We start from the raw sequence: 21,209 nt of genomic DNA, 5'->3' as shown, positions 1-21,209 counted from the left end.
AAAGCACGGCTGGCTGAAAGAAGACCGACAGAAACGTCACGCGACGACGGAGAGTGAATAACCATGGCAAGCAACCGACTCGCCTGCCGCGACTGTCACGCCGTCGTCGAAGCGGACGAGGAAATTTGTCCGATCTGCAACTCCACCAGCCTCACCGAGGACTGGAGCGGCTACGTCTCCATCGCCCACCCGAGAAGAGCGAAATCGGGCAGGAGATGGAAGTCACGAAGCCGGGTAGCTACGCACTGAAAGTCAGATAGACTCGTGACCGAAACCGTCGTCTCGCTCCCGCGCGCGTTGCGCGGCGAGTTAAAGGAGCCACTCGGACCGATTTTCACCGACGCGGAGCGACTGCTCGAAACAGCCGAGACGCCCATCGTCGCGGTCGGCGACGTCGTTACCTACCACCTCGAATCGGCGGGCGTCACGCCGGACGTCGCGCTCGTCGATGGCATCACGAAACGCGAGCGCGTCGCCCCCGAAGTGCGCGAGGCGGTCAGCGACGACGCCCGACATGTGACGGTCGAGAACCCGGCGGGCGTCCTCACGGACGACCTCCTCACGGCCCTTGTCGCGGCCATCGAGGCGGCCGACCCGACGGTCCTCGTCGTGGAGGGCGAGGAGGACCTCGCGGCGCTTCCCGCTGTTCTCGCCGTCCCGACGGGTGCGAGCGTCGTCTACGGACAACCCGATGAAGGAATGGTGCTGGCGCGGGTTTCACCCGAGTTGCAGGCCGAGGTCGCCGACTTGCTGGCTCGAATGGACGGCGAGACGGAGCGACTGTTTTCGCTCGTCGGCTACGCGGACTGTCGCTAGCTAGCAAGCCGAAACGGTTTATGGGATGACTCTCACTATTGTATCACGATGGATGGGCGTGAAACTGACGAGGTGGTTGCGACCGAGTTCGCTCGGACGCTCCAGCAGTTAAAGCTGCAGGGGTGTAACCTCCTCCTGGTCGGTTCCGTCCCGGACGCCGTGCTGTCGGCGGCGAGCCGGAAACTGTTCGGCGACTCGGACGAGCGGCGGTTCCGGGTCGCGGTCCTGTCCGGGACGCCCAGAACGACGGTGTACGAACGGCTCCCGGAGGCGGCGCTCGACGAAACTGCGACCGTTATTGCACACGACACGGACGCGATGCCGCCGCACGTTCGATCCCCGGTCGTTCACGTCGATTCGGGTGTCCGCGAACTCACCTGTTCTATCTCGGAGGCGATAACGTCGTTCGACGTTTCGGGCGGTTTCCGACCGGGAGAACTTCGTTTCGGCCTCGACTCGCTGGCGTCGATGTTGACGCGCTACGACCCGACGCTCGTTCGGCAGTTCCTCGGCATCGTCGGCGGACAAGTCCGCGGCGCGAACGGGATGGGACACTACGTCCTTCCGCGGCCGTACGACCACGAACTCGTGGGTACCCTCGCGCCGCTGTTCGACGGAATCGTCGAGTACCGGGTCGATGCGGGGCGAGAGGAGCGGTGGCACTTTCCCAATCGGGACCTTCGCTCGCCGTGGCTCCCGCTGTGATTCCGTCGGTGGAATCGCCCACTTCGAAATCCTTTTACACGCTTCGGGGAGAAGAACACTATAACTGAGTGTTACACATGGAAGTCGAAATCCTCTCACAGGAGCAAAACCCAATGCTCCACCGGACTGAAGTGCGGTTCCAGATCGTTCACGACGAGGCAACGCCGTCGCGTCTCTCCGTCCGCGACAGCCTCGCGGCGAAACTCGACAAGAACGCCGACGAAGTGGTCGTTCACGAGATGAACACCAAGTTCGGCATGCGCAAGACCGTCGGCTACGCGAAGGTCTACGACAGTTCCGAACACGCCCGAGACATCGAGCAGGACTACATGCTCGAACGCAACAAGATCACGGCCGACTCCGAAGGTGAGGCGGAACCGGAAGCCGAGGAGGCTGAATAATGCCGCGACACGAACTCTACAACGACGACGGTACGACCGAGCGCGAGCAGTGCCCGCGCTGTGGCGACTCGTTCCTCGCGGACCACGGCGACCGGCTTCACTGCGGCAAGTGCAGCTACACCGAGTGGAAGTAAATGCGAATTCTCGGCGTCGAAGGGACCGCGTGGGCGGCCAGCGCGGCTCTCTTCGATTCTGAGACGGATGCGGTTTTTATCGAAACTGACGCCTATCAACCCGAGAGCGGCGGCATTCATCCGCGCGAAGCCGCGGAACACATGAGCGATGCGATTCCGCGCGTCATCGAGACGACGTTGAACGAGGCGGCCGAGGACATCGACGCCGATGACCGAAGCTCATCGAGCAAACGGGTGTCGCCCGTTGACGCCGTTGCCTTCTCGCGGGGGCCGGGACTCGGCCCGTGTCTGCGCATCGTCGGGACGGCAGCGCGCGCCCTGTCGCAATCGTTGGACGTTCCGCTCGTCGGCGTGAATCACATGGTCGCCCACCTCGAAATCGGGCGGCAACGCTCGGGCTTCGACTCCCCGGTCTGTCTGAACGCGAGCGGTGCCAACGCCCACGTCTTGGGCTACCGAAACGGTCGGTACCGCGTCCTCGGCGAGACGATGGACACGGGCGTCGGCAACGCCATCGACAAGTTCACCCGCCACGTCGGGTGGTCTCATCCCGGCGGGCCGAAGGTCGAGCAAGCCGCGAAGGACGGCGAGTACATCGACCTGCCCTACGTCGTGAAGGGGATGGACTTCTCGTTTTCGGGCATCATGAGCGCGGCGAAGCAAGCCGTGGACGACGGCCACGCCGTCGAAGACGTCTGCTTCTCGCTGCAGGAGAACATCTTCGCCATGCTGACGGAGGTGGCCGAACGCGCCCTCTCGCTGACCGATCGGGACGAACTCGTCCTCGGCGGCGGCGTGGGGAACAACGCACGCCTCCGCGAGATGCTCGCCGAGATGTGCGAGCAGCGCGGCGCGGAATTCTACGCCCCGGAACCGAGATTTTTGAGCGACAACGCCGGGATGATAGCCGTCCTCGGCGCGGAGATGCTGGCGGCGGGCGATACGATTCCCGTCGCGGACTCGGCCGTGGACTCGAACTTCCGCCCGGACCAGGTGTCCGTCACGTGGCGCGGGAGGGAAGCCGACGCCTTCCGTTCCGACGTTCCCGACGAGGTTCGCGGCGCGGAAGCGACGGTGGACATCGGCCCGGAGCGCGTGGAAAAGCGCCGGACGCCGAAATCCTACCGCCACCCGACGCTCGACGCGACGCTTCGAAAGGAGCGGACGACGCTCGAAGCGCGTCTCACCAGCGACGCGCGGCGTGCGGGCGTCCCGACGCCGGTCGTCTACGACGTCGACCTCGTGGAGTCGGCCATCGAGCTCGAGCACGTCGGCGACGCCGACCTCCGGGACGAACTCACCGCCGACCGGGTGCGCGACGTGGGTCGGCACCTCGGAACCCTTCACCGAAACGGCATCGTCCACGGCGACCCGACGACGCGGAACCTCCGCTGTTCCGCCGACCGCACCTACGTCATCGACTTCGGCTTGGGCTACTACTCGGACGACGTGGAGGACTACGCGATGGACCTGCACGTCTTCAGCCAGAGCCTCGCCGGGACTGCCGACGACGCCGCGGAACTCCAGCGCGCCTTCGAATCGGCCTACGAGGAGGCGGGCGACGACGCGGTGCTCGACCAACTGCGCGAAATCGAAGGCCGCGGTCGGTATCAGTAGCGCCGGTTTTTGCGCCGAAACTTCCCGCGTCTGATTTCCATTCGCAATTACCGTCCCGTTGTGTCCGTCTTCATCGCTGTCTGCCTCGATTCTCTCCGTTGGCGAACGCACCGTAGCGTCCGCGCAACCCTTCCAATCCAATGCCCCAAATGCTATAATAGGTGCGGCCCATGTTTATCACATGTCCGACAAGGAAACCTCCGGTACGCTCTTCGGTGTCCCGTACAACTTCGAACGACCCAGCATGGGCCGAATGCTTTCGGCCTACTGGAAGCCCGGCGAGGGAATGTTGGTCGAAAAGCCGTTCGGCATCGGTTACACGCTCAACCTCGCCAACTGGCGCTCGTGGGTCATCCTCGCCGTCGCCGGACTCATGTTCTGGATGGAGAGCAACAAGGGCGCCGAGACGGAATCCGAAAACGAGCCCGTCGAAGTCATCGTCGACGACGACTGATTCGACGCTTCTTTTTCCCCGCGCGACTCTCTCTCGCGTATGATTCGGTTCGTCACCGGCAACGAGGGTAAGGTCCGCGAGGCGCGCGAGTATCTGAACGACGACGTTCGTCAAATCGACTACGACTACACGGAGGTCCAGAGCGACGACCTCGCCGAAATCGCGCTCCACGGCGCGCGCGAGGCGTTCGAGGAGACGGGCGGCGAGGGACCCATCGTCGTGGACGACGCGGGCCTGTTCATCGACGCCGTCGGCGGTTTCCCGGGACCCTACTCGGCCTACGTCGAGGACACGCTCGGCGTCGAGCGCGTCTGGCAACTCGCGGAGCGCGAGGAGAACCGCCGCGCGCACTTCCGCTGCGTCGTCGCCTACTACGACGGCGAGAACGCGGAGACCTTCTCCGGCGCGGTTCCGGGGACGCTCGTCGCGCCGCGCGGCGACGGCGGGTTCGGCTACGACCCCATCTTCGAACACGAGGGCAAGACGCTCGCCGAGATGAGCACGGAAGAGAAGAACGCCATCTCACACCGTGGGCGCGCGCTGGCGAAGTTCGCGGACTGGTTGGCAGAGCAGTAACGAACCCGTTCTCTTCCGGCCGACGTGAGCTACTCCCGAGCGTCTTCGTCCGGGCCGGGGTACTTCCCACCCACTACCACGTTGTACAGGCTTTCGGGGTCGAACAGGGTCACGAACCCGTCGGGACGCTTCACGCTGACCGGAATCCGGCCTTGGAGCGCGCTCCCGGTCTTCGCGCTCCGCAACGAATCGTCGTAGGAGAGGATGTGCGCCGCGTTTCCGGCGTGAGCGCTGGCGAGCGCGGGGTGGTCGCCGGGCGTCTGCTCGACGCGGATTCGGAGGTCCTCGATTCGTTCGCGCCAGTCGCTTGCGAGGTCGTCGTCCGCCAGTTCGCGGATGACGGCTTCGGCGTCGGAAAGGAGGTCGTCGCTGGCGACGAGTTCGACCCACGAGTGGCCGCGCACGATGTCCATCGCGTCGCGGGCGTCGCCGCCGACTAACACGTCCGCCGCCAACACGTCCGCATCGACCGCGAGGCGGGCGGGATGCGGGTCACTCATCGCGTCGCTCCGCGAGCGTTTCCCGAATCGTTTCGACATCGGTTTCGGCCCCTGCCGCCCGCTCGAACAGTTCTCGCCACGTCATGATTCGACGTGAGGTCCCGAACGGGAAAACTGGTGTGGGTCTCTCCGTGATACTCCTCCGCTGAGTCATGTCGGACATCCTGATTCACGAGAAGCGGTGCCGTACCGCAACGATTCGACATAGCAGAAGTATTTTAACATTTCCACAGAATGATAACTTAATGGTACGGAACGTATCGAAGTACACCGTCCTCGCCCTCGAGCAGGTACTGGTGTTACTCATTGCCCCCGTTGCGGCGACCGGACCGACTACCGGGCCGCAGTCCCCCAGCAACGAACGCTCTCCAACAGTGCCGACCCCGCCGATTCTATCTCCGTGATGGAGAACGGCGACGCGGTTCTCGCCTACAACAACTCGAATTCGGGGAACGGCACCATGGAGTTCGGAGCGAACGTGACGACCGGTCTCGTTCACATCCTCGCCACCGACGAAACCGAGTCGGACATGGACGCCGTGGCGTCGCTCGTGATGACGCCGGACGGCTACAGCGGAAACGGGTCGCTCACCGCCAACCGCCCCGACTCGATTTCCGACCTCACGCTCGACGTCAACAGCAAGCAGAACGAGCAAACATCGACGGGCGACCTCTCGCTCGACGCGACGTTCGACAGCGGTTCCTCGCTGTCCATGCTCAACTCCGTGAACACCGAGGGTCACGTGACGGTCACCGCCGACTCGTTCAGCACGAAGGGGTCGGGAACGGTGTCCTCGGCCATGGCGGCGGGTGCCGACAAGGAACTGAAATACGACCTCCGCGAGACGGAGAACGGCTTCGTCCTGAAGGGCACCCAAAGCGGTGCGATTTCGCCGTACATGTCCAGTTCGTGGGATAGCCGTGAGAACGCGAAGGAACACTTGAAATCCCAGTACGCCTCCGTTGCGACGCAAAACGGCGGCTCCGCGACGGTGACCATCGACAGCTACGAGTACGACGAATCGGGCGTCAAGCCGACGCTCGACATCCAGTACCACGTCGAGTTCACCGGCCTCAAGGACGCCATCGCACAGTCCATCGCACAGAGCCTGAAGTCCTCACAGCAGGTTTCGCTCTCCGACGAGGAGATAGACTCCCTCTCCGAGGACATCGAGAAGATGCGGATCGACCACGTGACGTTCGGACTGAACCAGCACGACGGTACGATGAAGCTCAGCTGGGACGTCGAGGTCGAGAACTACGATGCCGCCGCGCTCGCCGCGCTCGAAGTGGCAGGGAACACGAACGCGTCGTCGATGAACGGCCAGAACATCGACCGAATGAAAAAGACGCTCGAAGCACAGCAGGCGGCGAATCTCGAACAGACGGTCGAGTGGTCCGCCGAAGCGACCCACCCCTCCTCGGAAACGACCACCGTGACGGCCGAGGTTCACTACGACAGCAAGAACTGGAGGGCGTACGTTCAGGAGCTGAAGGACCGTGACATCGAACTGGGACGCTCGTCGGTGACGCTCCACGTCGAGTCGAACGGCGACGAGGTGACCGCGCGCGGCTCCGTCGAGATGAAGCAGAAGGAGATGCTCTCGAAGGTGACCGACTCGATGCTCTCCTCGTTCGGGTCCTCGAAAGCGACCTCCGGCGGGTCGGAACTGGTGAAGGCGTTCCGAAGTAGCGACTTCCAGTCCGCTCGCATGGACGTGGACGTCGAGTCCGGGACCGTCACCCTCGAAGGTGGCGCGAAGTTCGACAACATGACCGCCTTCGCCGACGTGCTCGGCGACTCCTACGGCGACACGGAGGTCGCCAGCATCGTCGGTCGGACGAACAACGACACGACGACGACCTACGTCCACGTGACGGGTCTCGTCGGTGAGAACGCCTCGAAGGAAGACGTTCGCGCGCTCGCCGTCGCCAACGCCGACACCGAGATTCACATGGCCGGCGAGTGGGACCGCGAGTTCCCCTCGATGGACACCGAAGACGCCGCGACGTATCTCGGCGTGCAGCAGGCGAACGGAAAGGAAACGAAGTCCGCGAGCGAATCCGGTCAGCCCGGTTTCGGCGTCGGAATTGCAGTCGTCGCCCTCGCCGGTGCGGCGCTGCTCGCGCGCCGCGACTGATTCGACTCCCGACTGAACGAAACTACGTCCGCTTTTTTCGGCCGCTTGCGTCCCACGTTCCTTCGTTGCTACGGATTCGTATCTTCGAGTTCGAGTAGCTGGCTCGCACGCGGTCACCGACTTGCGCCCGATTGAAATCGTCGCGTCCCGTCGGCGCGGTGTAGCACCCGACGGAATCCGAACCGCTCGACCAGTCCGGGCTACACACGCCCACGACGTAGCCGAGGCTCTCGTACTCGTCGCGCAAGCGGTCGTCGAACGTCTCCGAAATCCGCAATCGCTTCGGGTCGGGGAACCGCTCGACCCACCGTTCGGCGACGCTGACGATGGGGTCGTCGGCCAACTCGCTCAACTCCACGCTGATGACCGTCTCGTCGCGTAACCCCTCGTTCTGCCGTCGCGTTCCCGTTATCTCCTTCTTCTCGACGTAGCCGCCGACGGCGGCGAGCGCGGAACAGCCAGCGAGAGCCCCACCGGCGGCGCACGCCGAGATGGTTGTTAACACGTCTCGCCTCGAAGGCATACGAATACCTCGACCGTCGACAACTAATAAATTATGTCAGCTTATACCATGGGTTCGGGCAGAACCGAACGCACGAAATGAAATCGGGTATCCTCAGGCCGACGCGTTTCCGAGGACGTTCGTTCGCACCGTCTTCCGGTAGTTGAGCGAGTCGAGAGCGATTCGCTGCGTGTGGCCGCGATATTCGACGACGACGTAGTAGCTGACTTCGAGCGTGCTCTCCTCGCCGCGGCGGAGGTGGGTCTTCCACCACGGGCCGAGTTTCGCGTTGTTTAGTGCCACCGTGTCCCGAATCGTCGTCTCGCTGTGCGGACTGATTTCGACGTTCTTCGCCGTCGATTCGTCCGAGAGGACGATACCGTTCATCGTTATCCGGGAGCCGATTTCGACGACGCGAACGGACTCGCTCCGGTCGTTTTTCACCGTCGCCGACGCCTCGATGGGCGTTTCATCCATCGTCGCGTGGCCCCAGTCCGCCCGTATGTCCTCGATGCGTCCGATCGGTCGTCCCGCGACCGAGAACGTCTGACTCGACTCCGAGTCAACCGGCCCGAGCATGTCAGTTCGGATGGTTCCGCGGTCGGCCTTCCCACCGACGGGGAGGCGGGCGAATCCGGCATCGACCGTCACGTCGCGCTCGACCACGCGGTCGGTCTTCTCGCCGTTATTGACGTGCGTGGCCCACCACCGTTGTATCTTCTCGTCGGTGATCTCTCCGGTGAGATTGATATCGGTCTTCCCCGGTCCGATATCCCAGCTCGTCTTACCGTCGACCAGCGGCACGTCGTTCATCAGCACGCGGTATCTCGCATCGACCGAAAGGTGTTCGGCGAACACCGACCCCGGTTCGTTCGGGTTGGTCACGGACGCGTGGGTTCGAACGCCGGTGTTCCCCTCGTCGGGGACGACCCACTCGCTGTAAACCGACTGGAGTTCCGGCGGGGCGAACGACTGCGCTTCGTTCCGTGGCACGACCTTCGTCGTCGTCTTCCCGCCGCCGAGCACGTCGGTTGTGAACACGATGCGCTTGCTCATGAACGGGAGTCCGACCTTCTGTGCCGTCCCATTCTCGTGGACGACCGCGTAGAACTGCACGTCCATCGTCGTCTTTTCGCCGTTCTCGATGTGGCTCTGCCACCACTCCGGCAGCTTGCCGTTGTCGAACGTCGAATCGATGCCGAACGAGGTCGTCTGGCCGGGTTCGACGTGCACTTCGTCGTCGGTCGTTCCGTCGGCGACGGTCACGTTGTTCATCGTGATGGTGTAGCCGAGCTGTGAGAAGACGACCTCGCCGCTGGTCGGATTCTCGACGGTCGCGTTGACGTTCAGGGGCGTCGTCTCCGTCGTCGCGTGCCCCCACGACGCTTCCGTCTTCGTGACCCGAAGGATTTCCCGATTTCCGGCGGTCATCGTCCGCGTTTTGTTACTGTCGAACGCGCTCAGCAGGTCGGTTTCGAAGGCTCGCTTCTCCGCGGGCAGGTCCTTCGAGAACATGGGGACGCTGATGGACGGTCGGACGCTGACCGTCGTCTTCTCGCCGTTGTTGATGTGGGTCGCCCACCACGCCGGTATCTTTCGATTGTCCATGCGGGTCGTCATCGAAACCGTCGATTTTCCGGATGGCAGGCCGAGGTTCTCGACCGTTCCCGTGGCGACCGTCACCTCGTTCATCCCGACTTCGTAATCGAGGTCCGCCCCTTCGGTACGCCGACCGAACTGGGGTTGTTCACCGCGATGTCCGTCCGAATTTCCGTCGTTTTGGCGGTGACGGCACCCCAGTCGGTCTGGACGTTCTCGACGGTCGGTTGGCCGACCGTCACGATTCCGGACGTGAGCGCGACGCCGACCCCGCCCGCCGTCACGACGAAGAGAGTCAACACGGCCACGACCAGTTTTCCGACGAGGCTACGAACCGCCATCGTCGTTCAATCCCCGTAATGTATCTTTTGATATACAGTTCATTATGGGGTCAATTCGCACCCACCACCAAGTAAGTTTACCTGTAATTATCCATACGAAGGCTGAGCTTCGTCTCTTCTTATATCAGATTCGTGTCTCTTTTCTCCCGGGCACTCCACCGAAAACTGTCGCCACACGTACCGAAACTCTCGGCGTGAAACCTCGCTTCGCGGTCAGCGTTCGGCGGCGCGGACGAGTTCGACGACCTCCGCTCGAACCTCCTCGGAGGCGGGGCGATGCGGACGTCGCGGCTCCCCGGCGGGTGCTCCGCGTTCGCGCATTGCCGTCTTGGCTCCGGGGACGCCGTGTTCGCTCGTGACCGCCCGATTCAACTCGACGAGACTGGCGTTCAACCCCCGCGCCTGTCCGTCGTGACCGCCTCGGTGAAGCCGGTAGATTTCGCTGGCCCGCTCGGGTGCGACGTTCGCCAATGCGAGGACGCCGCCGTCGGCACCGGCGTCGAGTCCGGCGGCGTAGACGCTCCCGCTCCCGACGAGGAGGTCGAAATCGTCGTCCTCCGTGCGGGCGCGTTCCCGCTGGAGTCGCGTCAGGTTCCCGCTCGAATCCTTTATCCCGGCGATGTTCTCGTGTCCGGCGAGTTCGCCGACTGATTCGGGCGACAGGAAGACGTTGGTGTACGCCGGAACGCTGTAGAGGTATACGGGGAGCGGACTCTCGTCGGCCACCGAGCGATAGTACTCGACCATCGTGTCCTCGTCGTGGCCGTAGTAGAAGGGCGTGACGACGAGCGCGGCGTCGGCACCTGCTTCCGCCGCGAGGGTCGTCTGGCGGAGCGTTTCGCGGAATCCGGGGTGACCGGTTCCGGCGAGAACCGGCACGTCGGCCTCTTCCGCGACGATTTCGACCACGCGAGCGCGTTCCTCGACGCTCATCAGTTCGGCCTCGCTGTTCGACCCGCAGGGGACGATAAAATCGACGCCCCGTTCTTCGACCCACGCGACGAGTTCCCGGAGGTCGTCCTCCTGCAAGGCACCTTCCTCGTCGAACGGCGTCAACAGTGGCACACCAGTTCCGTGCATGGCTATCACCTCTCGCGGCGACCGTATGAATTCGAGGGTCGCGGTAGAGGCATACGGCCGTCTGACGCGGTTTTAAGTTATCACCGAACCCATCCGCGAACGGGCGCGCACAACACCCTCTCTCCCATCCTCCCACTCCGCGCGCCCGGCACACACCACCCACACCCACCCTGCACCCCGCTCTCCCACACCCTCCGCTCGGCACTCCCCCCTTTCGTCCGACGCGATGTTTTCACCCGTCGTAGGCAGTACCTTCGCCGTCGTAGCCGCGTCCTGATTGGGGCAAAGGATTCCTGTCCCCCGGGCAAACGGCACATAACAAAGAGGTGTCCGGCCATTCGTACAGTTGCGCCCGACGGCTCGGGCGCGAAGCGTGTCGCAGTCTCGCGGTGGGTCTCCCGGCGGGGCCGGGGGCTCTGGCGACGGGTTGGCTTCCCGTTACAGTGTCACCAACCCCCCCACGAAAGTTCTCGTCCCGGACGACCCTAGAACCCCGCGCTGCCCAATCGTTTTTCGCTTCGTTGGTGATTCCCCGCCGAGCGGTGTCGCCGTGGATGGCGGGTCACCGATGGTCGCGTCTCTTCCGCTCGGATAGGTCCGATCCTCGGATAGTCACGCTGTTCGAAAACGGATACGTCGAACGTCGCTCAAGCGGTCGCCTGCAGCCGTTCGCGCACGTCCGGGAGCGCGTCCCGGGCGGCGATGAGCGCCACGCGGTCACCGCCTTCGATTTTGGTTCCCGGTAGCGGAATCGTCATCCGCTCTCGGTCACGGCCGTGGGCGTAAATCCGTGCGTCGGTAGGCAACTCCACGGCGTGCACCCGCGTTCCGACGAGCGGCGATTCGCTCGGAATCGTCATCGTCGTCAACTGTAGGTTCTCGGTCAGGTCGGCGATGACGTCGAAGTCGCCGCCGAGCAGCGCCGTTTTCGCCCCCGCTGCTCCGAGGCGCTCGGGGTATATCACCTCGTCCACGTCGTCCGCGTACTTGTGATAGATGTCCGCCCGGTAGTCCTCGTCGATGCGCATGACGGTCCGACAGCCGTGGTGTTTGCCGACCATGCAGGCCGCGAAGTTGACGTTCAGGTCCCCCGTCAACCCCGCGATGGCGTCCGCGGTATCGAGACCGGCGTCCACCAGAGCGTCTTCTTTCACCCCGTCTCCCTCCGTGACGGTGAATCCCTTGTCACGCGCCCGTTCCACCCTGTCCGGGTCGTCGTCGACGATAACGACTTCGTGCCCTTCTTCGGTCAGAACCCGGGCGGTTCGGAGCCCCACGCGACCGGACCCGACGATAATAAATCGCATGGGAATGAATGGCACGGCAGGGGCAAAAACGTTGGTGTCAGAGATGTGAATAGAGGAGTTTTCTCGGAGTGAAAGCCACCGCTCACGAACTGAATTCGAAGAAAGCCTAGGCCGGGATTTGAACCCGGGCTCTCGTCCTTACCAAGGACGCGCTTTACCGCTAAGCTACCCAGGCGCGGGTATTAATTTCTACACGCCGAACCGGGTTTAGGCGTTTCGATTCGCGTCAGGGGTCGGTGGCCGACGAGGTGGTTTCGTCGCGCCAGTTCGGCCGTCGTCCCGACAGTTTCGTCAGTATGTCCACGGCCTCGTCGAAGAGCATCTCCGTCGAGTCGCGGTTGGCGACCGAGGTGGCGAGTCGCTCCGCGTACCGGCGGATACCCGTCGGGACTTCGCCGCCGGTCGCCGTCGTTCCGGCGACGATTGCGAGTTCAAACACGTCGGTTTCGAGTGCGTGGTCGTCACGGCGTTCGGTCTGGTCCCGGCCGAACGATTTGACGGTTCGAACCGCCGTGTCGGCCGCCTCCGTCCGGGCCAGCAGCGAAAATCCGCGCGAAACCATCACGTCCGCGGCCAAGATGGCGACGTTGCTCTCCGTGTATGGCTGTTCGCCGTCCCACGGTTCGTTGCGTGCGAGCGTCCGCGTGAGTCCCAATCCTTCGTAGATGAGTTGCACTCCGGCGGCACGGTTTTCGACCTCGCCGGTGCTGGCACCGCTCTCGACCGCTCGCGCGCTCAGTAGCGTCAACACCCCCGGGACGACCGTCGATGACTCCAGTAGTCCGTCGATGTGGTCGCGGAGATGCGCTGGCGTGATGTCTCCGATAGCCTCGCGCGCAGCTCCGCGCGCCCGGACGGCCTCTTCCATTGTCGGGTCTTACGACGGAATCGCCAAAGACCTTTGGAAAGCGTCTCCAACGTGATGGTATGATTCGCGTCACGGACGACCCGAAAATTAGAATCGTTACCATCGACCGCCCGGAACGGCGGAACGCGCTCACCCTCGACGGGTTGGATGCCTTCTCCGAGGCGGTCCGGGAAGCGACGCAACCGGTCGTCTACCTCCGTGGCGCGGGTACGGCCTTCTGCGCGGGTGCCGACCTCGACGTGGTGGCCGGATTGGACGACGAATCGGCGACGGAACTCGCTACCAGTGGACAACGCGTGGCGAACGACATCGAAGGCGCAGAAAGCGTCGTCGTCGCCGGTATCGACGGCGCGGCACGCGGCGGCGGCGTCGAACTCGCGTTGGCCTGTGACGTGCGGGTCGCTACCCCCGACGCGACGTTCGCCGAACCGGGCGTTCGCCTCGGCATCTTCGGCGCGTGGGGCGGTACGACCCGCCTCCCGGAAATAGTTGGAATGGGCGACGCGCTCGACCTCGCGCTCACCGGCCGCGTCGTGACCGCCGAGGACGCCCATCGGATGGGCCTCGTCTCCCGCGTCGTAGCGCAACCGCGGAAGGTGGCCGACCGTCTCGCCGCGAACGACCCGGACGCGCTCCGCGTCGTCAAAGGTCGCGTCCGCGACCGGTCGTCCATGGACGTTCAACTCGCCCGCGAAGCCGAGGCGTTCGGCGATCTCGTCGCGGCGAACGCGGACGATATCGCAGCGCGGCGCGAGTAGCGGAAAAACGGGTCCACACAGGGTCTACAACGGGTCAGGCGCTGGCGGGACGCCGCGTTTGTGTTCGCTTCGGTCGTACATCTCGCCGATGCGTCGAACGTCGTCCGCCGTCGCGCCCTCGACCTGTCGCGCGGTCGCCGAAACCGACAGCCGTCCGTCAACGTGCAGCGCCAGAATCGCGTCGAGCGTGTCGTAGTCGATGCCCAGTTCTTCCTCGTCGGTCTGTCCCGCCCACAGCCCCGCGGTCGCTTCCTTTTCGGCGAGTTCGTCCGGCGCGCCGACGTGCTTGGCGAGTTGGCGCACCTGCTGTTTGTAGAGGTTGCCGATGGGGTGACAGTCAACCGCGCCGTCGCCGTACTTCGTGAAGTAGCCCACCAGCGCCTCGGTTCGGTTGCCGGTTCCGAGGACGACCGACCCCTCGTGGTTGGCGACGAGGTAGTTCATCACCGCGCGGGTTCGGGCGCGGGCGTTGCCGACCGCCATGTGGTCGCCCTCGGCTTCCGAGTAGGCGTCGAGGAACGAGTCCACGATGGGGTTGATTTCGAACACGTCGTAGGTGATTTCGAGTTCCGACGCGACCCATTCGGCGTCGCTCATGTTGTCCTCCCGACTCACCGCGCCGGGCATGACGAGTCCGTGGAGGTTCTCCGTTCCCAGCGCCTCCGCCGCGAGGTAGGCCGTCAACGTGCTGTCGATGCCGCCCGACAGGCCGAGGACCGCCGACTCGGTTCCCGCGTCCCCAACCGTCTCGCGGATGAACGATACGATGTGGTCGCGGCGTGCGTCGAGTTCCTCGTCCGACAGTTCGAGGTCTATCATGTACGGCAGTAGGAACGCGGCCGACTAAAACCTCTCCTCCGTGTCGTATTTCTGGACGAACGTCCGAAACGCTACGTTGAAGTGAGCGCGGAATGAAAGGGAAAACGAAGCAACCGCTCGCTCTCGTCCGGTTGAACCTATTTTGGGTTCGAGAGCACCGGTGGTGAGCAAATCCCTCGGATTTGCGAGTCGCGGTGCGCGGGACGAACGAAGTGAGTGCCGTGCACCGGTGTCTTGGCGAGCGAAGTGAGGCAAGGCACGGTGTGAATGCAATGAGCACCGGTGGTCTAGTGGCAGGACATAAGCTTCCCAAGCTTATAGCCCGGGTTCAACTCCCGGTCGGTGCATTCTGCGAGGAACGGACGTGACGAGCGGATGCACTCACGGGCGTTGTGCACGCGAGTCGCAGCCGAGCGAAGCGAGGTCGTCTCGCCCAGTTCAACTCTCGGTCGGTGCATCCTCTTTTACACGTCGTCGATTTCGAATCGCACGCCGTCGTTCGTCCCGTCCGTCACCGAAATCGACCAGCCGTGGGCGTCGATAATTTCTCGGACGGTGACGAGTCTCGTGTCGTCGTCGGTGCCGTCGGGGTGAAACACCTGTCCGTGTTCGTCGGTGGAGAATTCGTGGCCGTCGTCTTCGAAGTAGAACCCGGGGCGGTCGGGGAGCGCGCCGACGCGAATCGTCGCACCGGTGTCGGCGTGTTCGACCGTGTTTCGAATCAGGTTTTCGAAGGCCCGTTGGAGGTGGCTGTGACTCCCCACGACGGGTTCGAGTCCGTCCTCGACCTCCAACGTGATGGTGTCGTTCGCGGTGGTCACCCACGCGTCCACGACGACGTGTTCGAGGTCCACCGCGGTGGCGTCGATGTCGTTCGCTTCGTCGTCGGTGAGCGAACGCGCGTCGTCGATGAGTGCCTCGATTCGGTCGAGCGCGTCCTCGATGCCGTCGAGGTGCTCGGTGTCGTTTTCCTTGCGGGCGAACTCGACGTAGGCTTGCGCGACGTGTATCGGGGTCCGGAGGTCGTGCGTGACGGTGGTTTCGAACTCCGCAAGGCGGTTTCTCCGTCGGGTGAGTTCCGCCTCGCGGCGGTCGCGTTCCAGTTCGTCGCCGATCCACTTCCCGATGAGCTCGACGAGCGTGATTTCCCACTGGGTGAACTCCTCGATGCGGTTCTGATTGTCGTAAAAACAGACGGTGCCGTACACGTCGTCGTCGATAACGACCGGCGTTCCGATGTAGCAGCGGACGCCCATGTCGGTGAACCCGGCGCGGGACGTCATTTCCGGGGCTTCGGCGGCGATGTCGGCGAGGGCGACCGTTTGCTCGGTGTCGATGGTACGCTTACAGTTCGTCTCCGCCACGGAAACGACGTCTCCCGCTTCCGTCTCGTCCGTCGGGTCGTGGACGAATTCGAAGACGTACTCCTCCCCATCGACGGCGGAGAGGGCACAGAACTCCGTTCCGAGGACGTCGCGGCCGATTTCCAACAGCGCTTCGACCTTCCGCTCGAACGATCGTCCCGTGTCCGTGATGACGCGGTAGATGTCGGTCAGAACGCGGTCGTCCCGCTTCGAATCCGCTTCGAGTCCCGCGTGCTCGGTTCGCTTGTCCTTGTCCATGTTCCGGTGTCTCCGTCTGGTCGGTCGCTTGCGACCATCGTGCGGACCGACAGACTCGGTGCCGGTCGATGAATCGGTCGGGTCTCCGTTATGACCTCGTTCCCAGTATCACAATTTAAATATGATTGTTGGATTCTCTGTCCGGTCGTTTACATTCAATCGTCATAAAAGCATTCGCTTCGACCCGTACCGCTCTTCTGAGCCGTCAAAAACAGCGTTCGAAGGCGTCGTCGTGTCGAATGGTGAGCAACTTCTCCGTCTCGTCGTCCCCGAATTTCATGGGTCGTCGCCACCACGGACCCTTTCCCGAATCGCTCGACAGTTCGGTTACGATTCGGTTCGCCGTCACTCCCGCTTCGGGACTGCTCAACGGAACCGCCGTCTCGTAGAGTTCCGACCCGTCCTCGCTCCCCGCCACCAGCACCTCCGCGTCGAACTCCTCGCGCTTCAGGTGGGCGTTGTTCTCGAACGTCGCCCGCGCCTCCGCCGGAAGTTCCGCGAACTCCTCGCCGGAAATCGGGTCGCGCGCGAGTCGAAACTGGCCGATGATGTACGTCCCCCACTCCGGTGCGATCCACTCGCGCTTTGGCTCCCCGGCCGTCGAGAGCGTCGCGTAGAAGAAGACGTAATCGCCCGCGGTCAGCGACAGCAACGGTCGTGCCTTCACGCCGAAGGGGTCCCCGTAGGTGTAGCGTTCACAGCAGGGGTACTCCGCGAACTCCGGGTCGAGGTGAACGGGGAGTTCCTCCGCTCCGCTCGGCAGTTCGGCGGTGGTATCGAGGTCGGCGTACGTCGGAACGGAGCGAGCGGTCGGCTCCGATTCCGGTATCGGGAGGTACTCGAACCCCCCGGCCGGGAATATCGGGCCGCGGACGCCGGGTTGGTTCGTGTTAGCGGCGACGTTGATGGCGACGGCGCGAGGCATGGCTCACGGTGGGTGTGCGGCCGGGAAAAGCGTGACTACCACACGCCGAGCGGGCCGATACACTCCCGGCAGAACGTGTACTCGGTACCGTTTTCCGTACCGCAGTGTGGACAGACGCGTCTGTCCGAGTCACTTTCGTTGAACTCCTCAAGGATGCTCTCCCGATGGATGTCGTCGGGAACCCGCCCGTCCGGTCCGGATGGTGTGGACGCGAACAGCGGTGAATCGTCCTCACTCCGGAGATATCGGTAGATGAGGAGCTGTAGGCCTACGAACAGGACGACGTACAGGATTATCCACCCCCAGACGTTCATGGGATACCATGACATACGTCGCCATGCTACTTGGTAGCTTCGCACGACAGGATTCAGAAGTGTTTTTGAACTGAACGAACTTCGGCGGTTACGCCGGCTGAAGTTTGAGAATGCGGTCGTCCTGTGGTGCCGGGTTCGACGCGCGCCCGTCTTGGTTGCTCGTCATGACGTACAAGTCCCCCTTCGGTCCGGTGAAGGTCGTCCGGAGACGGCCGTACTCCCCGTCGAGGAGACGCTCTTGTTCGACCACGTTCCGCTCGTCGATTCGTACCCGGTGAAGGTGCGTATCCACGAGCGACCCGAAGAAGAAGTCGCCCTTCCACTGTGATATCGGACCGTCGTAAAACGTCGCTCCGCCGGGTGCGATGGTCGGCGTGTAGGTCGCAATCGGGTTCGCGTACTCGTCGCTCTTCCCGGTCACGTCGGGCCACCCGTAGTTGTTCCCCGCTTCGAGGACGTTGATTTCGTCGTTCACGTCAGGACCGTGTTCCGTGCTGTATAGGGTCCCCTCGTCGAACGCCAACCCTTGCGGATTTCGATGGCCGTAGGTGAACACCTCGTTGTCGAACGGATTATCCGGGTGCGGTCGTCCGTCCAACGTCAGCCTGAGGACCTTCCCGGCCAACGAGTCCGCGTCCTGTGCCCGTTGGCGGTCTGACGCGTCTCCAGTGGTGACGAATAGTGCGTCGTCGTGAATCAACAGTCGTCCACCGTCGTGGTTGGACGCCGCCGGAATTTCATCGAGAACGACCGTCTCCCGTTCGAATCCGTCGCTGACGCGGTGGCGGACGACCCGGTTTTGGAGCGTTCCCCCGGATTCGTAGGTCTGGTAGGTGTACGCCAGATTCTCGTTTTTCGGATGGAACGCGAGGCCGAGTAATCCACCTTCGCCGACGTGCGCGATTCGGTTCGTCATGTCGGCGATTATCTCGTGGTCGTTGTCCCGAATCCGACGAATCCGTCCCGGTCGCTCGGTGAAATAGAGGTCGCCGTTCGACGAGAACGCGGCACCCCACGGCACTTCGAGGTTCATGGCGACCGTCTTCACACGCACCCCCCGTTCCCCGTTCGTGGTCGTCGCTCCCGTGGACCGGCCAGGGGAGTCAATACACCCGGCGAGTCCCGTGATACCGAGTGCCATCGATTGGAGGTACGTGCGGCGTCGCATACCTCACATGACGGATTGACCGGAGAAAAGCGATACGGGTTACTCCGACGAATCGAGGGGTCGCTGGAACTCGTCGAACGGTTCGAAGTCCTCCGGGAGTTCGTAGTCGATGCGCCGCGACTCCTTCTCCGTCGGCGGAACGTCGTCCAACGGAGCGGCCTCGTCCTCCCATCCCGGCTTGATCTTGATGCTCTTTGCGGGGGTGCCGACGGCGATGTGATGGGCGGGAATATCACTCTGGACGACGGACCGCGCCCCGACGACGGCATCTTCGCCGACCTTCATACCGGCGCGCACCATCGCGTCGTAGGTCACGCGCGCGTCGTCTTCGATTATCGTGTGGAAGTTCGTCACGTCCGTCTGGTCCACGATGTCGTGGTCGTGGCTGTAGATGTGCACGTTGTCGCTGATAGAACAGCGGTTCCCGATGGTCAACTTCCCGCGGTCGTCGAGGTGCACGTCGTCGTGGATGACCGTGTTGTCGCCGACGGAGATGTTGTGGCCGTAGGTCATCGTGACGCCCTTGAAGATTCGGAGGTTGTCGCCCGCCTCCTCGAAGAGGTGGTTGGCGAGCATCTCGCGGAATCGGAGGGCGAATTCGACGTTATCGGCCATCGGCGTCGCGTCGAACTGCCGCCAGAGCCACTGGAGGTGTTTGGACGTGCGGAACTTCTCCTCGTCCTTCTCGGCGTAGTATTCGCTCTCCAGCGTCGAGTTACAGGGGTCGTAGCTCTGGAGGCGTACGCGTTCGGCGTTCGACACCGGTTCGCCGTTTTGCCACGATTCGTAGGCGTCCCGGTCGCCGTGCAGGTCGATGAGCACCTCCTTTACCACCCTGCACGTGTCCTCGTCACTTGCGAGTCGTTCGTCCACTTCGTCGATGAACCCGCGTACGCCCGCCTCAGCGGACTCCGGGAGCGTGACGTGTCGCTTTGTCATAGGCTTATTTCACTCTCGATTTTCTTATCGCTTAATAACCCACCCGTGGGGAAGGGGGTTTTGGTTGCGGCGGCGAGTGCCCGCTCTTCGAATTTTCGATACGAACCGTGATTCGAAAGACGGTATCGAGTTCTTTGTGGCCCATATTCGTCACTCGGAACGTGGACCCATTCGTTCTCGCCCAACCTTCACACCTCGACCGACGAACCGTTGACCGCCACCTTTCGGCTGAACCGGCGGGACGAACGTCAGTCGGTGGGCATCGACGTCGAGTCGGTGTAAAACGAAAACGTCTGTTCGCCCGCTTACGCCAAGAAGACGTGTCGCGGTCGGTCGGCCAGAACGTCACGACCCCAGCTAACCGTGTTCCTGAAGTCGTCGCTTCGGAAGAAGTCCATCGCGTCGTCCTTCGAGCGCCACTGGCTGGCGATGAACATGTCGTTTTCATCCTCGTAGTTCGACAGCAGTTCGGAGTCGAAATGGCCGTCCATCTCGGCGAGCACTTCGCCGACGGTTCCGAACTTCTCGACGAAATCCTCGCGGTGTTCGGGCTTGACGGTGTAGAACATGCCCATCGTGCCGAAGCCGCTCTCCTCGCCCGCGCGAGCGACGACTCCGGGGAGGTCGGCGAGGAAGCCGCCCGCCGTCTCGGCCGCGCTCTGGGTGTCCCAAATGCTCACGACTGCGGCGCGCTCGTCTCCCTTGTACACCGCCGTCTTGACGTGCGTGTCGTAGTGGTCGAAGTTCTTCCGGAGGCCGTCGACCTCCCCGAACAGTTCGTCCGCGTCGGCCTCGGAGTACAGCACGATGGAGTACACGTCCTCGCCGTGTGGCTGTCCGGCGTAGATGTCGAGGTCTTGGAGTTCGCCGCGGATGCCTTCGGCCTCCTTTTCATCCGTTCCGTGTGGGCTGTCCGCTCCGTCGTCACCGTGTCCGTGGCTTTCGCCGTGTTCGGCGTGTCCGTGTTCATGTTCGGTGTCCCCGTGACCGTGCTCGTGTCCGGCGGCCCCGTGTGCGCCACCGTGCGGGTGTGCGTCCTCGGGCGACGGGATTTCTTCGCCCGCCATGAACGCGGGGAGGTCCTCCGGCGGGAAGCGCCGTCCGAAGGAGAACGACCCGAACTCCGCGAAGCGGGAACTCGCCTCGTCGAAGCGCATCTCGTACAGGATGTCCTTGATGTGCGTCGGGTCGTTGCTGAACAGGTCCACGCCCCACTCGTACTCCTCCATCCCGATGCTTCCAGTGATGATTTGGGTGACCTTTCCGGCGTAGGTCTTCCCGATTTCACCGTGGCTGGCCATCATCTCCGCGCGCTCGTCGTACGGCGTGTCGTACCAGTTCGCCTCCGGCAGGCGGCGTTTGCTCATCGGGTAGAAACAGACGAACTCCGCGTCCGGGATATCGGGATAGAGTTTGCTCGCCACGTAGCGGGCCATGCCGGTGTCTTCGATGTCCTCGGGCGCTTTCACCATCTCGTCGGAGGTGTAGCTCCCGACCTCGGTGACGGAGGTGTAGGAGTCGGTCCGTTCGGTGAAGTCCGCGAACTCGGTCCGCTCGAAGGCCCGTTCCGCCGTGTCGAGGGCCGCGACGGTCGGTCGGAAGTGGAGGACCAGCAGGTCCGCCT

The 21,209-nt window shown here is 63.3% G+C and carries 24 protein-coding genes, 2 tRNA genes and 1 pseudogene; 12 read left to right on the top strand and 15 right to left on the bottom strand.

Going from position 1 to position 21,209, the window contains the following annotated elements:
• Window positions 1–63 precede the first annotated feature (63 nt).
• The 8 genes and pseudogenes from spt4 to BG842_RS03590 all read left to right on the top strand — a co-directional run bounded on the left by spt4 (window position 64) and on the right by BG842_RS03590 (window position 4,703).
• Window positions 64–260: pseudogene (spt4, locus tag BG842_RS27055) on the top strand (transcription elongation factor subunit Spt4).
• Between the two features lie 4 nt (window positions 261–264).
• Window positions 265–816 carry a GTP-dependent dephospho-CoA kinase family protein gene (locus BG842_RS03620; protein WP_069449712.1) on the top strand — a complete coding sequence of 184 codons (552 nt, stop codon included), beginning with the start codon at window positions 265–267 and terminating at the stop codon, window positions 814–816.
• A gap of 48 nt (window positions 817–864) precedes the next feature.
• Complete coding sequence (locus BG842_RS03615; protein ID WP_069449711.1) at window positions 865–1,521, top strand: hypothetical protein; 657 nt, start codon at window positions 865–867, stop codon at window positions 1,519–1,521.
• A 77-nt stretch (window positions 1,522–1,598) separates the two neighbouring features.
• Window positions 1,599–1,922, top strand: a complete 324-nt coding sequence (locus BG842_RS03610; RefSeq protein WP_007976637.1) for a 30S ribosomal protein S24e — start codon at window positions 1,599–1,601, stop codon at window positions 1,920–1,922.
• Window positions 1,922–2,056: a 30S ribosomal protein S27ae gene (locus BG842_RS03605; protein ID WP_007976639.1), complete on the top strand. Its 135-nt coding sequence runs from the start codon at window positions 1,922–1,924 to the stop codon at window positions 2,054–2,056. Before BG842_RS03610 ends, BG842_RS03605 begins: the two co-directional genes overlap by 1 nt.
• Entirely contained in the window at window positions 2,057–3,673 is a 1,617-nt protein-coding gene (locus BG842_RS03600) for a bifunctional N(6)-L-threonylcarbamoyladenine synthase/serine/threonine protein kinase (RefSeq protein WP_069449710.1), read from the top strand.
• Window positions 3,674–3,854: 181 nt separating this feature from the next.
• Window positions 3,855–4,127, top strand: a complete 273-nt coding sequence (locus BG842_RS03595; protein WP_069449709.1) for a DUF5808 domain-containing protein — start codon at window positions 3,855–3,857, stop codon at window positions 4,125–4,127.
• 39 nt (window positions 4,128–4,166) lie between these two features.
• A complete protein-coding gene (locus tag BG842_RS03590) occupies window positions 4,167–4,703 on the top strand; it encodes an XTP/dITP diphosphatase (protein ID WP_069449708.1) in 537 nt (178 codons plus the stop codon).
• A 29-nt stretch (window positions 4,704–4,732) separates the two neighbouring features.
• Here the strand turns inward: BG842_RS03590 and BG842_RS03585 are convergent, their stop codons facing one another.
• Window positions 4,733–5,203 (bottom strand): hypothetical protein, encoded by a 471-nt coding sequence (locus BG842_RS03585; RefSeq protein WP_069449707.1) that lies wholly within the window; start codon window positions 5,201–5,203, stop codon window positions 4,733–4,735.
• Window positions 5,204–5,448: 245 nt separating this feature from the next.
• Here BG842_RS03585 and BG842_RS30985 point away from each other — a divergent pair, with 245 nt between their 5' ends.
• Window positions 5,449–5,607 (top strand): hypothetical protein, encoded by a 159-nt coding sequence (locus tag BG842_RS30985; protein ID WP_254662869.1) that lies wholly within the window; start codon window positions 5,449–5,451, stop codon window positions 5,605–5,607.
• A complete protein-coding gene (locus BG842_RS03580) occupies window positions 5,607–7,343 on the top strand; it encodes a PGF-CTERM sorting domain-containing protein (protein ID WP_254662868.1) in 1,737 nt (578 codons plus the stop codon). Before BG842_RS30985 ends, BG842_RS03580 begins: the two co-directional genes overlap by 1 nt.
• Window positions 7,344–7,365: 22 nt before the next feature.
• Here the strand turns inward: BG842_RS03580 and BG842_RS03575 are convergent, their stop codons facing one another.
• From BG842_RS03575 to BG842_RS03550, 7 genes are all read right to left on the bottom strand, one after another.
• Window positions 7,366–7,866, bottom strand: a complete 501-nt coding sequence (locus BG842_RS03575; protein ID WP_069449706.1) for a hypothetical protein — start codon at window positions 7,864–7,866, stop codon at window positions 7,366–7,368.
• Window positions 7,867–7,959: 93 nt separating this feature from the next.
• A complete protein-coding gene (locus BG842_RS03570) occupies window positions 7,960–9,537 on the bottom strand; it encodes an LEA type 2 family protein (protein ID WP_254662867.1) in 1,578 nt (525 codons plus the stop codon).
• Complete coding sequence (locus tag BG842_RS30980) at window positions 9,534–9,785, bottom strand: hypothetical protein (RefSeq protein ID WP_254662866.1); 252 nt, start codon at window positions 9,783–9,785, stop codon at window positions 9,534–9,536. Before BG842_RS30980 ends, BG842_RS03570 begins: the two co-directional genes overlap by 4 nt.
• Before the next feature lie 213 nt (window positions 9,786–9,998).
• Window positions 9,999–10,865, bottom strand: coding sequence for a dihydrodipicolinate synthase family protein (locus BG842_RS03565; RefSeq protein WP_069449705.1), 867 nt, complete (start codon window positions 10,863–10,865; stop codon window positions 9,999–10,001).
• Between the two features lie 647 nt (window positions 10,866–11,512).
• Window positions 11,513–12,172, bottom strand: a complete 660-nt coding sequence (locus tag BG842_RS03560; protein ID WP_069449704.1) for a TrkA family potassium uptake protein — start codon at window positions 12,170–12,172, stop codon at window positions 11,513–11,515.
• Window positions 12,173–12,275: 103 nt separating this feature from the next.
• A tRNA-Thr gene (locus BG842_RS03555) sits at window positions 12,276–12,347 on the bottom strand.
• Window positions 12,348–12,398: 51 nt separating this feature from the next.
• Window positions 12,399–13,040, bottom strand: coding sequence for a hypothetical protein (locus BG842_RS03550; RefSeq protein ID WP_069449703.1), 642 nt, complete (start codon window positions 13,038–13,040; stop codon window positions 12,399–12,401).
• 59 nt (window positions 13,041–13,099) lie between these two features.
• On the opposite strand from BG842_RS03550, the gene BG842_RS03545 reads away from it, so the two are divergent.
• A complete protein-coding gene (locus BG842_RS03545) occupies window positions 13,100–13,798 on the top strand; it encodes an enoyl-CoA hydratase/isomerase family protein (protein ID WP_069449702.1) in 699 nt (232 codons plus the stop codon).
• A 24-nt stretch (window positions 13,799–13,822) separates the two neighbouring features.
• On the opposite strand, the gene BG842_RS03540 is transcribed toward BG842_RS03545, so the two are convergent.
• The gene (locus BG842_RS03540; protein ID WP_069449701.1) at window positions 13,823–14,617 is read right to left on the bottom strand and encodes an NAD+ synthase; all 795 of its coding nucleotides are present in this window, start codon (window positions 14,615–14,617) and stop codon (window positions 13,823–13,825) included.
• Window positions 14,618–14,893: 276 nt separating this feature from the next.
• On the opposite strand from BG842_RS03540, the gene BG842_RS03535 reads away from it, so the two are divergent.
• Window positions 14,894–14,964: transfer RNA gene (locus BG842_RS03535), tRNA-Gly, on the top strand.
• A 117-nt stretch (window positions 14,965–15,081) separates the two neighbouring features.
• On the opposite strand, the gene BG842_RS03530 is transcribed toward BG842_RS03535, so the two are convergent.
• From BG842_RS03530 to BG842_RS03505, 6 genes are all read right to left on the bottom strand, one after another.
• The gene (locus tag BG842_RS03530; protein ID WP_069449700.1) at window positions 15,082–16,239 is read right to left on the bottom strand and encodes a GAF domain-containing sensor histidine kinase; all 1,158 of its coding nucleotides are present in this window, start codon (window positions 16,237–16,239) and stop codon (window positions 15,082–15,084) included.
• A gap of 205 nt (window positions 16,240–16,444) precedes the next feature.
• The gene (locus tag BG842_RS03525) at window positions 16,445–17,164 is read right to left on the bottom strand and encodes a hypothetical protein (RefSeq protein ID WP_069449699.1); all 720 of its coding nucleotides are present in this window, start codon (window positions 17,162–17,164) and stop codon (window positions 16,445–16,447) included.
• Window positions 17,165–17,199: 35 nt separating this feature from the next.
• Window positions 17,200–17,493: a zinc ribbon domain-containing protein gene (locus tag BG842_RS03520; RefSeq protein WP_232423759.1), complete on the bottom strand. Its 294-nt coding sequence runs from the start codon at window positions 17,491–17,493 to the stop codon at window positions 17,200–17,202.
• 73 nt (window positions 17,494–17,566) lie between these two features.
• Window positions 17,567–18,646, bottom strand: coding sequence for a sorbosone dehydrogenase family protein (locus tag BG842_RS03515; protein ID WP_069449698.1), 1,080 nt, complete (start codon window positions 18,644–18,646; stop codon window positions 17,567–17,569).
• Between the two features lie 39 nt (window positions 18,647–18,685).
• Entirely contained in the window at window positions 18,686–19,585 is a 900-nt protein-coding gene (locus tag BG842_RS03510; protein ID WP_007976691.1) for an acyltransferase, read from the bottom strand.
• A gap of 305 nt (window positions 19,586–19,890) precedes the next feature.
• The coding region (locus BG842_RS03505; RefSeq protein WP_069449697.1) for a heme-binding protein at window positions 19,891–21,209 on the bottom strand (1,319 nt) is incomplete at its 5' end.

Origin of the sequence: Haladaptatus sp. W1, from assembly GCF_001723155.1 — an archaeon.
Lineage (GTDB): Archaea > Halobacteriota > Halobacteria > Halobacteriales > Haladaptataceae > Haladaptatus > Haladaptatus paucihalophilus.
This window is presented reverse-complemented; position numbering and strand designations above follow the sequence as displayed.

What these genes read in the sequence shown, in the direction of transcription:
- BG842_RS03615 (WP_069449711.1), top strand. Translation starts at nt 865, where the DNA reads ATGGATGGGCGTGAAACTGACGAGGTGGTTGCGACCGAGTTCGCTCGG.
- BG842_RS03610 (WP_007976637.1), top strand. Translation starts at nt 1,599, where the DNA reads ATGGAAGTCGAAATCCTCTCACAGGAGCAAAACCCAATGCTCCACCGG.
- BG842_RS03605 (WP_007976639.1), top strand. Translation starts at nt 1,922, where the DNA reads ATGCCGCGACACGAACTCTACAACGACGACGGTACGACCGAGCGCGAG.
- BG842_RS03600 (WP_069449710.1), top strand. Translation starts at nt 2,057, where the DNA reads ATGCGAATTCTCGGCGTCGAAGGGACCGCGTGGGCGGCCAGCGCGGCT.
- BG842_RS03595 (WP_069449709.1), top strand. Translation starts at nt 3,855, where the DNA reads ATGTCCGACAAGGAAACCTCCGGTACGCTCTTCGGTGTCCCGTACAAC.
- BG842_RS03590 (WP_069449708.1), top strand. Translation starts at nt 4,167, where the DNA reads ATGATTCGGTTCGTCACCGGCAACGAGGGTAAGGTCCGCGAGGCGCGC.
- BG842_RS03585 (WP_069449707.1), bottom strand. Translation starts at nt 5,203, where the DNA reads ATGAGTGACCCGCATCCCGCCCGCCTCGCGGTCGATGCGGACGTGTTG.
- BG842_RS30985 (WP_254662869.1), top strand. Translation starts at nt 5,449, where the DNA reads ATGGTACGGAACGTATCGAAGTACACCGTCCTCGCCCTCGAGCAGGTA.
- BG842_RS03580 (WP_254662868.1), top strand. Translation starts at nt 5,607, where the DNA reads ATGGAGAACGGCGACGCGGTTCTCGCCTACAACAACTCGAATTCGGGG.
- BG842_RS03575 (WP_069449706.1), bottom strand. Translation starts at nt 7,866, where the DNA reads ATGCCTTCGAGGCGAGACGTGTTAACAACCATCTCGGCGTGCGCCGCC.
- BG842_RS03570 (WP_254662867.1), bottom strand. Translation starts at nt 9,537, where the DNA reads ATGAACGAGGTGACGGTCGCCACGGGAACGGTCGAGAACCTCGGCCTG.
- BG842_RS30980 (WP_254662866.1), bottom strand. Translation starts at nt 9,785, where the DNA reads ATGGCGGTTCGTAGCCTCGTCGGAAAACTGGTCGTGGCCGTGTTGACT.
- BG842_RS03565 (WP_069449705.1), bottom strand. Translation starts at nt 10,865, where the DNA reads ATGCACGGAACTGGTGTGCCACTGTTGACGCCGTTCGACGAGGAAGGT.
- BG842_RS03560 (WP_069449704.1), bottom strand. Translation starts at nt 12,172, where the DNA reads ATGCGATTTATTATCGTCGGGTCCGGTCGCGTGGGGCTCCGAACCGCC.
- BG842_RS03550 (WP_069449703.1), bottom strand. Translation starts at nt 13,040, where the DNA reads ATGGAAGAGGCCGTCCGGGCGCGCGGAGCTGCGCGCGAGGCTATCGGA.
- BG842_RS03545 (WP_069449702.1), top strand. Translation starts at nt 13,100, where the DNA reads ATGATTCGCGTCACGGACGACCCGAAAATTAGAATCGTTACCATCGAC.
- BG842_RS03540 (WP_069449701.1), bottom strand. Translation starts at nt 14,617, where the DNA reads ATGATAGACCTCGAACTGTCGGACGAGGAACTCGACGCACGCCGCGAC.
- BG842_RS03530 (WP_069449700.1), bottom strand. Translation starts at nt 16,239, where the DNA reads ATGGACAAGGACAAGCGAACCGAGCACGCGGGACTCGAAGCGGATTCG.
- BG842_RS03525 (WP_069449699.1), bottom strand. Translation starts at nt 17,164, where the DNA reads ATGCCTCGCGCCGTCGCCATCAACGTCGCCGCTAACACGAACCAACCC.
- BG842_RS03520 (WP_232423759.1), bottom strand. Translation starts at nt 17,493, where the DNA reads ATGTCATGGTATCCCATGAACGTCTGGGGGTGGATAATCCTGTACGTC.
- BG842_RS03515 (WP_069449698.1), bottom strand. Translation starts at nt 18,646, where the DNA reads ATGCGACGCCGCACGTACCTCCAATCGATGGCACTCGGTATCACGGGA.
- BG842_RS03510 (WP_007976691.1), bottom strand. Translation starts at nt 19,585, where the DNA reads ATGACAAAGCGACACGTCACGCTCCCGGAGTCCGCTGAGGCGGGCGTA.